This is a genomic window from Cupriavidus sp. FW306-01-F10A, from assembly GCF_058782785.1.
The window spans coordinates 37,712-51,104 of record NZ_JBYSYA010000011.1; the positions used below are offsets into that span (position 1 = coordinate 37,712).

12 protein-coding genes are annotated in these 13,393 nt (G+C 66.7%); 10 read left to right on the forward strand and 2 right to left on the reverse strand.

Annotation, left to right across the window (positions count from 1 at the left end; all coding sequences use genetic code 11):
* Nucleotides 1-46: 46 nt before the first annotated feature.
* A complete protein-coding gene (locus AC3WLF_RS17265; protein ID WP_492353120.1) occupies nt 47-1,006 on the reverse strand; it encodes a helix-turn-helix transcriptional regulator in 960 nt (319 codons plus the stop codon).
* Nucleotides 1,007-1,274: 268 nt separating this feature from the next.
* Here AC3WLF_RS17265 and AC3WLF_RS17270 point away from each other — a divergent pair, with 268 nt between their 5' ends.
* The 10 genes from AC3WLF_RS17270 (at nt 1,275) to AC3WLF_RS17315 (ending at nt 12,195) form a co-directional block, all read left to right on the forward strand.
* Nucleotides 1,275-2,930: a benzoate-CoA ligase family protein gene (locus AC3WLF_RS17270; RefSeq protein ID WP_492320544.1), complete on the forward strand. Its 1,656-nt coding sequence runs from the start codon at nt 1,275-1,277 to the stop codon at nt 2,928-2,930.
* A 35-nt stretch (nt 2,931-2,965) separates the two neighbouring features.
* Complete coding sequence (locus AC3WLF_RS17275; protein ID WP_492320545.1) at nt 2,966-3,802, forward strand: alpha/beta fold hydrolase; 837 nt, start codon at nt 2,966-2,968, stop codon at nt 3,800-3,802.
* 120 nt (nt 3,803-3,922) lie between these two features.
* Complete coding sequence (locus tag AC3WLF_RS17280; protein WP_013956428.1) at nt 3,923-5,125, forward strand: ABC transporter substrate-binding protein; 1,203 nt, start codon at nt 3,923-3,925, stop codon at nt 5,123-5,125.
* Between the two features lie 199 nt (nt 5,126-5,324).
* Nucleotides 5,325-6,191 carry a branched-chain amino acid ABC transporter permease gene (locus tag AC3WLF_RS17285; RefSeq protein WP_018310382.1) on the forward strand — a complete coding sequence of 289 codons (867 nt, stop codon included), beginning with the start codon at nt 5,325-5,327 and terminating at the stop codon, nt 6,189-6,191.
* Between the two features lies 1 nt (nt 6,192).
* Nucleotides 6,193-7,290 (forward strand): branched-chain amino acid ABC transporter permease, encoded by a 1,098-nt coding sequence (locus AC3WLF_RS17290; protein WP_492320546.1) that lies wholly within the window; start codon nt 6,193-6,195, stop codon nt 7,288-7,290.
* The gene (locus AC3WLF_RS17295) at nt 7,287-8,057 is read left to right on the forward strand and encodes an ABC transporter ATP-binding protein (RefSeq protein WP_492320547.1); all 771 of its coding nucleotides are present in this window, start codon (nt 7,287-7,289) and stop codon (nt 8,055-8,057) included. Before AC3WLF_RS17290 ends, AC3WLF_RS17295 begins: the two co-directional genes overlap by 4 nt.
* A complete protein-coding gene (locus AC3WLF_RS17300; RefSeq protein ID WP_492320548.1) occupies nt 8,054-8,779 on the forward strand; it encodes an ABC transporter ATP-binding protein in 726 nt (241 codons plus the stop codon). Before AC3WLF_RS17295 ends, AC3WLF_RS17300 begins: the two co-directional genes overlap by 4 nt.
* Before the next feature lie 319 nt (nt 8,780-9,098).
* Nucleotides 9,099-10,997, forward strand: coding sequence for a potassium transporter Kup (locus tag AC3WLF_RS17305; protein ID WP_492320549.1), 1,899 nt, complete (start codon nt 9,099-9,101; stop codon nt 10,995-10,997).
* Between the two features lie 316 nt (nt 10,998-11,313).
* Nucleotides 11,314-11,754 (forward strand): Hsp20/alpha crystallin family protein, encoded by a 441-nt coding sequence (locus tag AC3WLF_RS17310; RefSeq protein WP_492320550.1) that lies wholly within the window; start codon nt 11,314-11,316, stop codon nt 11,752-11,754.
* 15 nt (nt 11,755-11,769) lie between these two features.
* On the forward strand, nt 11,770-12,195 hold the full coding sequence (locus AC3WLF_RS17315) for an Hsp20/alpha crystallin family protein (protein ID WP_492353116.1): 426 nt from the start codon (nt 11,770-11,772) through the stop codon (nt 12,193-12,195).
* Between the two features lie 115 nt (nt 12,196-12,310).
* Here AC3WLF_RS17315 and AC3WLF_RS17320 read toward each other — a convergent pair whose 3' ends face one another.
* Nucleotides 12,311-13,366 carry a bifunctional UDP-4-keto-pentose/UDP-xylose synthase gene (locus AC3WLF_RS17320; RefSeq protein WP_492358556.1) on the reverse strand — a complete coding sequence of 352 codons (1,056 nt, stop codon included), beginning with the start codon at nt 13,364-13,366 and terminating at the stop codon, nt 12,311-12,313.
* Nucleotides 13,367-13,393 lie beyond the last annotated feature (27 nt).

The window sequence follows — 13,393 nt, forward strand, 5'->3', positions numbered from 1 at the left end:
GGCGGCCGGCGCAATGTCTTTGTCACCCGCGCGGCCGGCGGCGTAGTCAGGCGCCGGCCGCCTGGAGCTGGGCGCGCAACTGCTGCAGCGAGGCGGCGGCGTCCTGGCCACTGGTGTCGATCGAGATATCGGCGCGGTCATAGAGCGGCGCGCGAGCCTGCAGGATGCGGCGCAGGTCGGCCATAGCCTCGCGGTTGCCTTCCATCGGCCGCATGTCGCCCTGGGCTACCACGCGCGCCATGTGCTCCTCCGGCGAGGTGCGCACCCAGATGGTATAGCACTGCGACAGCAGCAGGTTGAAGGTGGCCGGTTCAGAGACCAGGCTGCCCGGCGTGGCCAGCACCAGGCGGTCGTGCTCGCGCAGGGTGCGCTCCAGTGCGCGCATTTCGTAGCGGCGGTAGGCCGCCTGGCCGTAGAGCGAATGGATTTCCGACAGGCTGGCGCCGGCTTCCTGCTCGATCACGGTGTTCAGTTCGACAAAGGGCACGTCCCTGGCCGCTGCCAGCGCGCGGCCCAGGGTCGATTTGCCGGCGCCGCGCAGGCCGATCAGCGCGATGCGGCGGTGTCGCGCATCGCCGGACTCTGCCGGGGCCAGTGCATGGCGGCAGGCTTCACGCACGCGCGCCAGGTCGCCCGCGGGCAACTGCGCCAGCCATTGCACCATCTGCGCAAATTCGGTGGCCTGCTCGCCGTTCAGGCCGTCCACTTCGGCCAGCACCACCGGCAGCGGCACGTCGAGCGCGCGCGCCACCTGGCGCAGCAGCAGCACCGACGCATTGCCGGTGCCGGTTTCCAGGTTGGCCAGGTAGCGCTCGGACACGCCGGCGCCGCGCGCCAGGTCCTTGCGCGACATGCCGCGCGAGGCCCGCAGCGAACGGATGCGCTCGCCCAGCAGCGTCAGGTAGGGGTCGCGCTCGGCGTTGGCGGCTGCGGCGGGCGCATCCCCGGCGGGGCGCGTGTCGGCTTCGGTCTCGTTGGCGGGCAGCGGGGCGGGATCGCGGCGCATGGTGGTGGTTTCGGGTTGGCCGGCAGAAAAAGCAAGGGCGCATTATACGAGCAGCCTTGGTGCGCCAAGTGGCGCGGCAGGCAGTCGCTTCGATAAAGTCTGTCCTATAGTGCATCCCCTCGCTTGCATAATAGTTGATATGAAATAAAATGCATCAACAAGCGGATGCCGGCATGCACGTTGGCGGACATCGGCAAGCAGAACAGCGACTGGACTGACGCTGGCGCGGCGCCCATGGCCCGCGGCGCGACACCAAGGAGTGGAGACAATGACGCCCCCCAATACCGCCGCCGGCATGCCAGCGGCAGCATCGCCCGTGCCGCCGGCTGTTCCACCCGCTACCGATGCCGTGGCGGCACTGCCCACCTGCTACAACGCCGCCGAGGACCTGCTGTCGCGCAATCTCGAGGCCGGGCGCGGGGCCAGGACAGCCTACATCGACGACACCGCCTCGCTGACTTATGCCGAGCTCGATGCCCGTGCCCGCCGCTTTGCCGGCGCGCTGCGCGACGCGGGCTTGCGCCAGGAAGAGCGGCTGCTGCTGTGCGCGCTCGATACCATTGATTTCCCCACGGTATTTCTCGGCTGCCTGCTGGCGGGTGTGGTGCCGGTGGCGGTCAATACCCTGCTGACCGCGGACGATTACGCCTACATGCTTGGCCACAGCGGCGCGCGCGCCGTGGTGGTGTCGGAGCCGCTGCTGCCGGTGATGAAGGCCGCCATCGACAAGAGCGGGCTGGCGCCGATGGTGATCCAGGCGGCGCCGCATGCCGACGGCGCGCCGGCATGCAGCGTGGGCGCGATGCTGGCGCGCACGCGTTCTCCCGCGCAGGCCGTGCGCAGCGGCCCGGACGACATGGCGTTCTGGCTGTATTCGTCGGGCTCGACCGGACGGCCCAAGGGCACCGTGCACACACATGGCAACCTGTTCCATACGGCTGACCTGTATGCGCGCCAGGTGCTGGGCATCCGGGAGGACGACGTGGTGTTCTCGGCCGCCAAGCTGTTCTTTGCCTATGGGCTGGGCAATGCGCTGACTTTTCCGATGTCGGTCGGCGCCACTACCGTGCTGATGTCCGAGCGGCCCACGCCGGCAGCCGTGTTCAGGCGGCTGCGCGAGCAGCGGCCCACAGTGTTCTGCGGCGTGCCCACGCTGTTTGCGGGCATGCTGGCGGCGCCTGAGCTGCCGCCGCGCGCCGAGGTGGCGTTGCGTGTATGCACCTCCGCCGGCGAGGCCCTGCCGCGCGATATCGGCGAACGCTTCCTGGCGCATTTCGGCTGCGACATCCTGGATGGCATCGGCTCCACCGAGATGCTGCATATCTTCCTGTCGAACCGGCCGGGCGAGGTGCGCTACGGCACCACCGGCAAGCCGGTGCCTGGCTACGCGCTGAAGCTGCTGGACGAGCGCGGCGAGCCGTGCGCGCCCGGCGAGATCGGCGACCTCTATATCAAGGGCCCCAGTGCCGCGCTGATGTACTGGTGCAACCGCGACAAGAGCCGCGATACCTTCGTCGGGGAATGGACGCGCAGCGGCGACAAGTACCTGTGCGATGCCGATGGCTACTACACCTATGCCGGCCGCAGCGACGACATGCTCAAGGTCGGCGGCATCTACGTGTCGCCGTTCGAGGTCGAGGCCGCGCTGGCGCAGCACCCGGCCGTGCTGGAGGCGGCGGTGATCGGCGTCACCGATGCCGACGAACTGGTCAAGCCCAAGGCCTTTGTCGTGCTGCGGCCCGGCCAGCAATGGCATGACGGCATGGCGGCGGAACTGCAGGCCTTTATCAAGTCGCGCCTCGCGCCATACAAGTACCCGCGCCAGATCGAATGCGTGCCCGAACTGCCCAAGACCGCGACCGGCAAGATCCAGCGCTTCCGCCTGCGCCAGCGCGAGCAGGCTGCGCGGGAGGCGGCGCAATGAAGCGCCCGCAGCTTCTGGACATTCCTTCTGAACCGATGCAAGACAACAACGTGCCCATGCAAAGCAGCCTGGTGGAAATCCCCTTCGACAAGCGCCGTATCCGGATCGAGTACCAGTGGCTGCGGCCTGAACGCGCGCAGCGCCCGCTGGTGGTGTTCCTGCATGAGGGGCTGGGCTCGGTCAGCATGTGGCGCGATTTCCCGCGCGATTTTTGCGAGGCCGGCGACTATCGCGGCCTGGTGTTCTCGCGCTACGGCTACGGAGGTTCGACGCCGCGGCCGCACGACGAAAAATGGCGTCCCGACTTCATGCATCGCCAGGCACGCGAGGCGCTGCCCGCTTTGTTCGACGTACTCGACATCGGTCCCGGCCGCACGCACGGCATGCCCTGGCTGCTGGGCCACAGCGACGGCGGCTCGATCGCGCTGATCCACGCCGCCAGCTTTCCGCAGGCGGTTGCCGGCATCACCGTGCTGGCGCCGCATATCGTGGTGGAAGACCTGTCGGTGCGCAGCATCGCGGGCACGCGCCAGGCTTACCTGGAAACCGACCTGCGCCAGCGGCTGGCGCGCCATCATGACGACGTCGATTCGGCCTTCTGGGGCTGGAACGATATCTGGCTCGACCCCGGATTCCGCCAGTGGGACCTGCGTCCGCTCCTGTCCGGGCTGCGCTGCCCCGTGCTGGCGGTGCAGGGCGAGGACGACGAATACGGCACCATGGCGCAGATCGAGGGTATCCATCGATATGCCCCCCAGACCACCTTGCTTAAACTCGCGCGATGTGGACATTCGCCACATCGCGACCAAAAAGATCCGTTGACGCTGGCCGCGGTTCGGCATATAAACGCATATACTTCAAACCTAAAATAATTCGGCTTCCCGCCTGTTGCGAAGGGTCCTCACGGTGCATGCGCCGGCGCGGGACACGGCAAGGGCAGGGGTGACCGGCAACGGTCCAGCGAGCCACCGGCTTGACCACCAGGAGACACCATGCGTCGCTTCACCTCGCGCAGGCTTGCGCCTGCCTGCCTTGCCGTCGCCACCGTCTTTGCCATGGCCGGCGCGTCCGCGCAGCCGGCGGCCCCCGCACCCGCTGCGCCGGGGGGCAAGATCAAGGTCGGCTTCATGCTGCCGTACACCGGCACCTACGCGGCCCTGGGTACGGCCATCGAAAACGGCTTCCGCATGTACGTGCAGCAGCAGGGCGGCAAGCTCGGCGGACGCGACATCGAGTACTTCAAGGTCGACGATGAATCCGATCCGGCCAAGGCGCCGGAGAACGCCACCAAGCTGGTCAAGCGCGACCAGGTCGACGTGGTGGTCGGCACGGTGCATTCGGGCGTGCAGATGGGCATCGTCAAGGTGGCCAAGGAGAACAACACGCTGCTGATCATCCCCAATGCCGGCGTGGACGAGGCCACCGGTCCGCTGTGCGGCCCCAATATCTTCCGCACCTCGTTCTCGAACTGGCAGCCGGGCTACGCCATGGGCCAGGTGCTGGGCGAGCGCGGCCTGAAGAAGGTGGTGACGCTGACCTGGAAATACGCCGCCGGCGAACAGTCGGTGAAGGGCTTCAAGGAGGCGTTCGAGGCCAAGGGCGGCAAGGTGGTGAAGGAACTGAACCTGCCGTTCCCCAATGTCGAGTTCCAGGCGCTGATCACCGAAGTGGCGTCGCTCAAGCCTGACGCCGTGTTCGTGTTCTTTGCCGGCGGCGGCGCGGTCAAGTTCGTCAAGGACTGGGCTGCGGCGGGGCTCAAGGACAAGATCCCGCTGTACGGCTCGGGCTTCCTGACCGACGGCACGCTCGAAGCACAGGGCAACGCCGCGCAGGGGCTGGAAACCACGCTGCACTACGCCGATGGCCTGACCAACCCGCGCGACAAGAATTTCCGCCTGGACTACGCCAAGACCTACAAGCTGCAGCCCGACGTGTACGCAGTGCAGGGCTACGATGCCGCCCAGCTGCTGGCGGCCGGCGCCACGGCGGTGAAGGGCGACATGACGCGCAAGGCCGACCTGTACAAAGCCATGGGCGCGGCCAGGATCGACAGCCCGCGCGGCGCCTTCACGCTGTCCAAGGCGCATAACCCGGTGCAGGACTTCTACCTGCGCAAGGTCGACGGGCGCGAGAACAAGGTCAGCTCGGTGGCGGTGAAGGCGCTGGCTGATCCAGCGCGCGGTTGCCGGCTGTAAGGCCATCCCGGCCTGTCGGTTTGCGCCCCTCTCCCGCTTGCCGGAGAGGGGCGGGGGAGAGGGCAGAAGCCCCCACGAAGTGAAGGCCTTCGCATCCCGCAAGCGCCGGACCTCTCCCCAACCCCTCTCCCGCGCGCGGGAGAGGGGAGCCTGCCACCGGCATGTGTGGCGCTGTAGGTAATTTGGTGCATTACCCCGCATGGATATCGTTTCCTTCCTGATCCAGTGCCTGAACAGCGTGCAGTACGGCCTGCTGCTGTTCCTGGTGGCCAGCGGCCTGACGCTGATCTTCGGCATCATGGGCGTGATCAATCTCGCCCACGGCAGCTTCTACATGCTGGGCGCCTACCTGGCCTTCACGCTCGCCGGCCTGACCGGCAACCTGTTCATCGCCATCCCGCTCGGCATCGTGCTGGCGGTGGCATTCGGCTACGTGCTGGAATGGGCCTTCTTCAGCTACCTGTATGAGCGCGACCACCTGCAGCAGGTGCTGATGACCTACGGCCTGATCCTGGTGTTCGAGGAGTTGCGCAGCATCCTGGTCGGCGATGACGTGCACGGCGTGCAGGTGCCCGCGTTGCTGGATGGCGCGTTGGCGATCGGCAACGACATGACCTATCCGGTGTACCGCCTCTTTATCTCCGCGATATGTCTGGTGGTGGCCCTGGCGATGTACTACGTGATCCGGCGCACCCGGCTGGGCATGATGATCCGCGCCGGCGCCACCAACCGCGAGATGGTGCAGTCGCTGGGCATCAACATCACGGTGCTGTACCGCTTCGTGTTCGCGCTGGGCGTGGCGCTGGCGGTGCTGGCCGGCATGATCGCCGCGCCGGTGTCGTCGGTCTATCCGGGCATGGGCGCGCAGGTGCTGATCGTCTGCTTCGTGGTGGTGGTGATCGGCGGCATCGGCTCGGTCAAGGGCGCGCTGGTGGCGTCGCTGCTGCTGGGTTTCGTCGATACCTTCGGCAAGGTGTTCTGGCAGGAGGCGGCCGGCGTGCTGATCTACCTGCTGATGGCGGTGATCCTGCTGTGGAAGCCGCAGGGGCTGTTCAAGGCAGGATGACATGAATCCGACGACATTGCCGGCGCGCCGGCACTCCTCGCGCAACACCACGCTGGCCACCGGGCTGGGTTGGCTGGTGGCGTTCGCGGTGCTGGCGGCACTGCCGCTGCTGCTGACCGCGGACAGCAACAAGTTCTACATCGAGCTGCTCAGCAAGGTGATGATCATGGCGATCTTCGCGCTGTCGCTGCAGCTGCTGATCGGCTACACCGGGCTGGTCAGCCTGGGCCATGCCGCGTACTTCGCCATGGCGGCGTATGCCACCGCAGTACTGGCGCCGCAGGCCGGGCCGGGCAACGGCTGGCTGCTGCTGGCGGGGGCGCTGGCCGCATCCGCGTTGTTGGCGCTGGTGGTTGGGGCGCTGGTGCTGCGCACCCGCGGTGTGTATTTCATCATGGTGACGCTGGCGTTCGCGCAGATGGTGTATTTCGTCTTCCACGACACCAAGATCGCGGGCGGCAGCGATGGCACCTATATCTACTTCCGGCCGGAATTCCCGGTGCCCGGCGAGCACCTGCTGACGGTCAACGACCCCACGCATTTCTACTGGCTGGTCTGGCTCGGGCTGGTGCTGACGGTGGCGGTGCTGGCGCTGGTGCTGCGCTCGCGCTTCGGGCACGCGCTGGTCGGCATCCGCCACAACGAGCAGCGCATGCGCGCGGCGGGCTATGCCACTTACCGCTACCAGCTTGGCGCCTTTGTCGCGGGCGGGATGCTGGCGGGGCTGGCTGGGTTTCTGTATGCGATCCAGTTTGGCTTCGTCAATCCGGAGATCGCGTCGTGGCACCAGTCCGGCAACGCCATGCTGATGGTGATCCTGGGCGGCGTGGGCAGCCTGGCCGGCGCGGTGCTGGGCGCGTTCTCGTTCGTGCTGCTGGCCGAGTGGTTCAGTACGCTGACCAAGCACTGGCAGCTGCTGATGGGCGGCTTCATCATCGTCGCGGTGGCGCTGCTGCCGCGCGGGCTGGTCAGCCTGCCGTCGGTGTTGCGGCACGGCCGCCGCGGGCGCCGCAATGGCGATGCCGGCACCGGCACGGATGAGCCCGCGGGCACTGCGGACAGCCGCAGCGAAGGACGCCGCAATACGGAGGCCGCATGACATCGCAAGGAATCCCGATCCTGCAGGCGCAGCAACTGACCCGGCGCTTCGGCGGCCTGACCGCCGTGGCGGGCGTCGACCTGTCGCTGTCTCTGCATGAGATCCATGCCGTGATCGGCACCAACGGCGCGGGCAAGTCCACGCTGATCAATATGCTGTCCGGCGAACTGCCGCCGTCGTCCGGCCGCCTGCGCCTGAAGGGCGAGGACGTCACCGGCTGGTCGCAGCCGCGGCTGGCGCGCCATGGGGTGGGGCGCAGCTACCAGCGCAACAATATCTTCCTGCCGCTGACGGTGCGCGAAAACTGCCGGCTGGCCGCGCAATCGCGCGCGCAGCGTGCGTGGCGGCTGTGGGAAAGCGCCCAGGGCTGCCGCACCAGCGCCACGCTGGCCGACGAGGCGCTGGAGCGGGCCGGCTTGGCGCCGCTGGCGGACCGGCTTGCCAGCGACCTGGCCCATGGCCAGAAGCGGCAGCTGGAGGTGGCAATGTGCCTGGCCACGCAGCCGGTCGCACTGCTGCTGGACGAGCCGCTGGCCGGCATGGGCGCGGAAGAGTCGGCGCGGATGCTGGCGCTGCTGCGCGGCCTGCGCGAGGGCCACGCCATCCTGCTGGTCGAGCATGACATGGACGCGGTGTTCTCGGTTGCCGACCGCATCACCGTGATGGTCAACGGCGCCGTGATTGCCACGGGCAGCCCCGAGGCGATCCGGACCAACCACGAGGTCCAGGTCGCCTACCTGGGCGAGGAAGAGAGCGAGCCCGCATGAACGCACCGATCAATTCGCCGATGATCGAGGCCACCGGCATCAACGCCTGGTATGGCTCAAGCCACGTGCTGCGCGACGTCGACTTCACCGTGGGCGTGGGCGAAACGGTCGGGCTGCTGGGCCGCAACGGCATGGGCAAGAGCACGCTGCTGCGCACGCTGCTGGGCCATGTGCGCCAGCGCCAGGGGCAGATCCGCGTGGCCGGCCGCGACGTCTCGCGCGCGCAGCCGTTCGAGGTGGCGCGCCTGGGCGTGGCCTACGTGCCGGAGGGCCGCGGCATCTTCCCCAGCCTGTCGGTGCGCGAAAACCTGCTGATGGCCGCGCGCAAGGGCTGTAACGGCCGCAACGACTGGGACGAGGCGCGCGTGCTCGACCTGTTCCCGCGCCTGAAGGAACGCCTGTCCCATGGCGGCCAGCAGTTGTCCGGCGGCGAGCAGCAGATGCTGTCCATCGGCCGCGCGCTGATGACCAATCCCGACTGCCTGGTGCTGGACGAGGCCACCGAAGGGCTGGCCCCGCGCATCGTGCGCGAGATCTGGGAGGTCATCGCCACCGTGCGCGGCACCGGCATCGCCTCGGTCGTGGTCGACCGCAATTTCCGCTCGGTGCTGGCGCATGCCGACCGTGCCGTGGTGCTGGAGAAGGGCCGGGTGGTGATGGCCGGCCCCGCGTCGGACCTTGCCGGCAAGCCCGAAGCCCTGGACCGCTACCTGGGTGTTTGAGATGGAAAGCGCCGCATAAGGCGCTTATGTTGTCATGCCGCAACGCCGCTTGCAGGCGCAAGGACACGCTGTTTTGCTCTCCCAGGGCTTGACCATCCGCCGCTTCCCTCCCATCCTTGCGAAGTCACGAAAGCGGCATCCCTGTTTGCCGCAGTGGTCGATAGTCGACAGTTCATCTAGAATTGCGCGCGTTTGTGCAATGCAATAAGAACCGCAAGCAGAACCGGAAACGGGCGCAGCAAGCTGTTGCGCTGGATGGGACCGGGCCGCGGCAGAGCCAACAAACCTGCCGGCGACCTGGTCGAGCAGACCCAATTTCATGACCCAATCCACAACCAGCCATTATTTTGTCGAGAGCCCGAGCACGCGCGCCCTGGTGCTCGGCGCGGTAGGCGTCGTCTTCGGCGACATCGGCACCAGCCCGCTGTATGCCCTCAAGGAGTGCTTCAGCAAGGAGCACGGCATCATGTTCAGCCCGGAGGCCGTGCTGGGCATTATCTCGATGCTGTTCTGGGCCATGATCATCGTGGTCTCGATCAAGTACGTGGTCTTCGTGATGCGGGCCGACAACGACGGCGAAGGCGGCGTGCTGGCGCTGATGGCACTGGTGCTGCGCACCGTGGCACCACGCTCCGGCAAGGCCAGGATGCTGATGATGCTGGGCATCTTCGGCGCCTGCATGTTCTACGGTGACGCGGTCATCACGCCGGCGATCTCGGTACTGTCGGCGGTGGAAGGGCTGGAGATCGCCGCGCCGCAGCTGTCGCAGTTCGTGATACCGATCACACTGGTGATCCTGGCGGCGCTGTTTCTGATCCAGCGCCACGGCACCGCCACCATGGGCAAGCTGTTCGGGCCGATCATGACCGCCTGGTTCCTGGCGCTGGGTGCGCTGGGGATCTACCAGCTGGTGCAGGCGCCTGAAATCCTGAAGGCGGTCAACCCGTACTACGCGGTCACCTTCCTGGTGGAGCATGCGCTGCAGGCCTTTATCGTGCTGGGCTCCGTATTCCTGGTGCTGACCGGGGCGGAGGCGCTGTACGTCGATATGGGCCACTTCGGCGCGCGCCCGATCCGCATCGGCTGGTTCGCGCTGGTGATGCCCTGCCTGATGCTGAACTACTTTGGCCAGGGCGCGATGCTGCTGCACAACCCGGCCGGCGCCGAGAACCCGTTCTACCTGATGGTGCCTGAGCTGCTGCAGATCCCGATGGTGCTGCTGGCCACCTGCGCCACCGTGATCGCCTCGCAGGCGGTGATCTCCGGTGCATTCTCGCTGACCAGCCAGGCGATCCAGCTGGGCTTCCTGCCGCGCATGCGCGTGCGCTACACCTCGGCTGCCGAGATCGGCCAGATCTACCTGCCGGTGATCAACTGGCTGCTGCTGGTGCTGGTGATCGGCGTGGTGATCTCGTTCAAGAAGTCAGAGAACCTGGCCGCCGCCTACGGCATCGCCGTGACCACCACCATGGTCATCACCACCGTCCTGGCCGCGGTGTGCATGCGCAACGTCTGGAAGTGGAACCCCGCGCTGGTCGCGGTGGTCGGGCTGGGCTTCATCCTGGTGGACCTTGCGTTCTTTGCCGCCAACCTGCTCAAGGTTGCCGAAGGCGGCTGGTTCCCGCTGCTGCTGGGCAGCGCCACGTTCTTCCTGCTGATGACCTGGTACAGCGGCCGCAAGCTGCTGCGCGCGCGCAGCCTGGAAGACGGCATCCCGCTCGAACCCTTTATCGCCGGGCTGCTGGCGCACCCGCCGCACCGGGTCGAGGGCACCGCGGTGTTCCTGACCGGCAATACCGAGGCCGTGCCGGTATCGCTGCTGCACAACCTGAAGCACAACCGCGTGCTGCATGAGCGCGTGGTGTTCCTGACCTTCGTCACGCGCGACATCCCCTACGTTGACGACGACCAGCGCCTGAGCTGCAAGGACCTGGGCGGCGGCGTCTTTATCCTGAAGTCCGAATACGGCTTCAAGGAAACGCCCGATGTGCAGAGGGTGCTGGACCTGGCCGACCGCAAGCTTGGCATGCACTTCGAGCTGATGGAGACCTCATTCTTCATCGCGCGCGAATCGGTGATTCCGTCCAAGCTGCCGGGCATGCCGATGTGGCGCGAGAGCCTGTTCGCCTGGATGCACCAGAACGGCGCCAAGCCGTCGGACTTCTTCCAGATTCCGGCCAACCGGGTGGTGGAGCTGGGCACCAAGGTCGAGATCTGAACGCGCGGGCCCCGGCGCCCGCTTCCGTCGAGCCTCAGCAACCCCCGGACGCGCCGCCAGGCGATCCGGGGGTTTTGCTTTTTGCCCGGCTTGCGCCGCCTGCCTGCCATGCGCCACCCGTACCTGCCAGCGTCCGATTTTCCCGCTATCCGCCCCCCTTGAAATCCGCGCGGGACAGCACTAATTATGGATTGCCCAGTCGTCGCGGCAACGCGGCACTGCGTGTTTTCCGTTGGTTTGCAGCGGCCTGGCAGGAGACCAGGTGCACTACATCAGGGTCCTGCGCCTCCCCGCTGCATAGAAGGAGGATCTAACCATGAGTGACTTCTTTTTCGGGACCGACCCGTTCAGTGAATTCGACCGGATGCAACGGCAGATGGCGAATCTCTTCGGCGGGTTTCCAACCAGCCTGCGCTCCGGGCGTTTCGGGGGTTTCCCTCCGCTGAATATCGGCACGACCGATGACTCGATCGAGATCGTGGTGTTCGCACCCGGCATCAAGACGGACCAGCTCGAGGTATCGATCGACAAGGGCCTGCTGACCATCAGCGGCGAGCGAGCCCAGGTGCAGCCGGAAGGCGCAGCCGAGGTGCGGCCCTATGCGCAGGAGCGCTTCTTCGGCAGTTTCCGCCGCGTGATCGAATTGCCGCAGTCGGCCGATCCCGACAAGGTGCAGGCACGCTATGCCAACGGCTGCCTGTCGATCAGCGTAGGCAAGCGCGAAGCGTCGCGTCCGCGCGCGATCACCGTCAGCTAACGTGAGGAGGAAGCCATGAGCGATTCGAACCAGGTCGTCCAGCGCGACCAGAACGCAAGCGGCCAGGGTGACCAGGGCGCTGTCGCGCAACGTCGCGCGGAAACCCAGGCCATGACGCTGGTGCCCGCGGTCGATATCTACGAGACTCCCGCCGGGGTCACGCTGTGGGCGGATCTGCCCGGCGTGCCGCGCGAGAACCTCGAGGTCAACGTGCACGACAGCAGCCTGCGCATCGAAGGCGAAGCCGTCGTGCCGACGCCCGCGAGCCTGCGCGTGCAGCTTGCCGAGATTCGGCAGCCGCGCTATGCGCGCACGTTTACGCTCAGCCCGGATCTCGACGCTTCGCGCATCGAGGCCAACCTGCAGGACGGCGTGCTGAAGCTGACGATCCCGCGCAGGGAAGAGGCGAGGCCGCGGCGGATCGAGGTGTCGGCCGGCTGAGGCTGCGCGCGTGCCTGGTGCTTGGGCACGCTGCGTGAGTGCTCCCTCTCCCGCTTGCGGGAGAGGGAGCACTCACGGTCAGGCAAGTGCCTCGGGCTGCGCCACGTGTCGAAACTCATCCCTGGTTCACCAACGTCCTTGCCTCCGTCACGTGCGTGCGATACGCCTCGAAGATCCGCCGCAGCGACGCCTCCATGCTGATCCCGGGCTTCCAGCCCAGTTCTTCGATGGTGTTGCCGATCTTCGGCACGCGGTGCTGCACATCCTGGTAGCCCTTGCCGTAGAAGTCGCCCGAGGAGGTCTCGATGATCTGCGTCTTGCGCGCTTTCTCCGCGTATTCCGGGTAGTCGGCTGCCATCTTCAGCATCATCTCGGCCAGTTCGCGCACCGAGTGGATATTGCCCGGGTTGCCGATGTTGTAGATCTTGCCGCTGGCCACGCCGTTAGGATTCTCGATGATGCGCATCAGCGCGTCGATGCCGTCGGCGATATCGGCAAAGGCGCGCTGCTGGGCGCCGCCGTCGACCAGCTTGATCGGCTCGCCGCGCACGATATGGCCGAGGAACTGCGTCACCACGCGCGACGAGCCTTCCTTCGATTCGAAGATCGAATCCAGCCCCGCGCCGATCCAGTTGAACGGACGGAACAGGGTGTAGTTCAGGCCTTGCTCCATGCCGTAGGCGTGGATCACGCGGTCCATCAGCTGCTTGGAGCAGGCATAGATCCAGCGCGGCTTGTTGATCGGGCCGTAGACCAGCGGCGAGGCCTCGGGGTCGAACTCTTCATCGCTGCACATGCCGTAGACCTCGGAGGTCGACGGGAACACCAGGTGCTTGCCGTACTTGACCGCGGCGCGCACGATCGGCAGGTTGGCCTCGAAGTCCAGCTCGAACACGCGCAGCGGCTGGCGCACGTAGGTGGCCGGGGTGGCGATGGCCACCAGCGGCAGCACCACGTCGCACTTGCGGATGTTGTACTCGATCCACTCCTTGTTGATGGTGATGTCACCCTCGAAGAAGTGCATGCGCGGATGGTCGACGAGGTCGCCGAGGCGGTCGGACGACATGTCCATGCCGTAGACCTCCCACGGCGTGGTTTCCAGGATGCGGCGCGTCAGGTGATGGCCGATGAAGCCGTTGACGCCGAGGATCAGTACTTTCTTGCCTTGCATTGGATTTGACGAATGGCAGGGGAAATC

Bases quoted from the DNA above. Each gene is read 5' to 3' on its own strand.
- AC3WLF_RS17265 (WP_492353120.1), bottom strand. From the start codon at position 1,006: ATGCGCCGCGATCCCGCCCCGCTGCCCGCCAACGAGACCGAAGCCGAC.
- AC3WLF_RS17270 (WP_492320544.1), top strand. From the start codon at position 1,275: ATGACGCCCCCCAATACCGCCGCCGGCATGCCAGCGGCAGCATCGCCC.
- AC3WLF_RS17275 (WP_492320545.1), top strand. From the start codon at position 2,966: ATGCAAGACAACAACGTGCCCATGCAAAGCAGCCTGGTGGAAATCCCC.
- AC3WLF_RS17280 (WP_013956428.1), top strand. From the start codon at position 3,923: ATGCGTCGCTTCACCTCGCGCAGGCTTGCGCCTGCCTGCCTTGCCGTC.
- AC3WLF_RS17285 (WP_018310382.1), top strand. From the start codon at position 5,325: ATGGATATCGTTTCCTTCCTGATCCAGTGCCTGAACAGCGTGCAGTAC.
- AC3WLF_RS17290 (WP_492320546.1), top strand. From the start codon at position 6,193: ATGAATCCGACGACATTGCCGGCGCGCCGGCACTCCTCGCGCAACACC.
- AC3WLF_RS17295 (WP_492320547.1), top strand. From the start codon at position 7,287: ATGACATCGCAAGGAATCCCGATCCTGCAGGCGCAGCAACTGACCCGG.
- AC3WLF_RS17300 (WP_492320548.1), top strand. From the start codon at position 8,054: ATGAACGCACCGATCAATTCGCCGATGATCGAGGCCACCGGCATCAAC.
- AC3WLF_RS17305 (WP_492320549.1), top strand. From the start codon at position 9,099: ATGACCCAATCCACAACCAGCCATTATTTTGTCGAGAGCCCGAGCACG.
- AC3WLF_RS17310 (WP_492320550.1), top strand. From the start codon at position 11,314: ATGAGTGACTTCTTTTTCGGGACCGACCCGTTCAGTGAATTCGACCGG.
- AC3WLF_RS17315 (WP_492353116.1), top strand. From the start codon at position 11,770: ATGAGCGATTCGAACCAGGTCGTCCAGCGCGACCAGAACGCAAGCGGC.
- AC3WLF_RS17320 (WP_492358556.1), bottom strand. From the start codon at position 13,366: ATGCAAGGCAAGAAAGTACTGATCCTCGGCGTCAACGGCTTCATCGGC.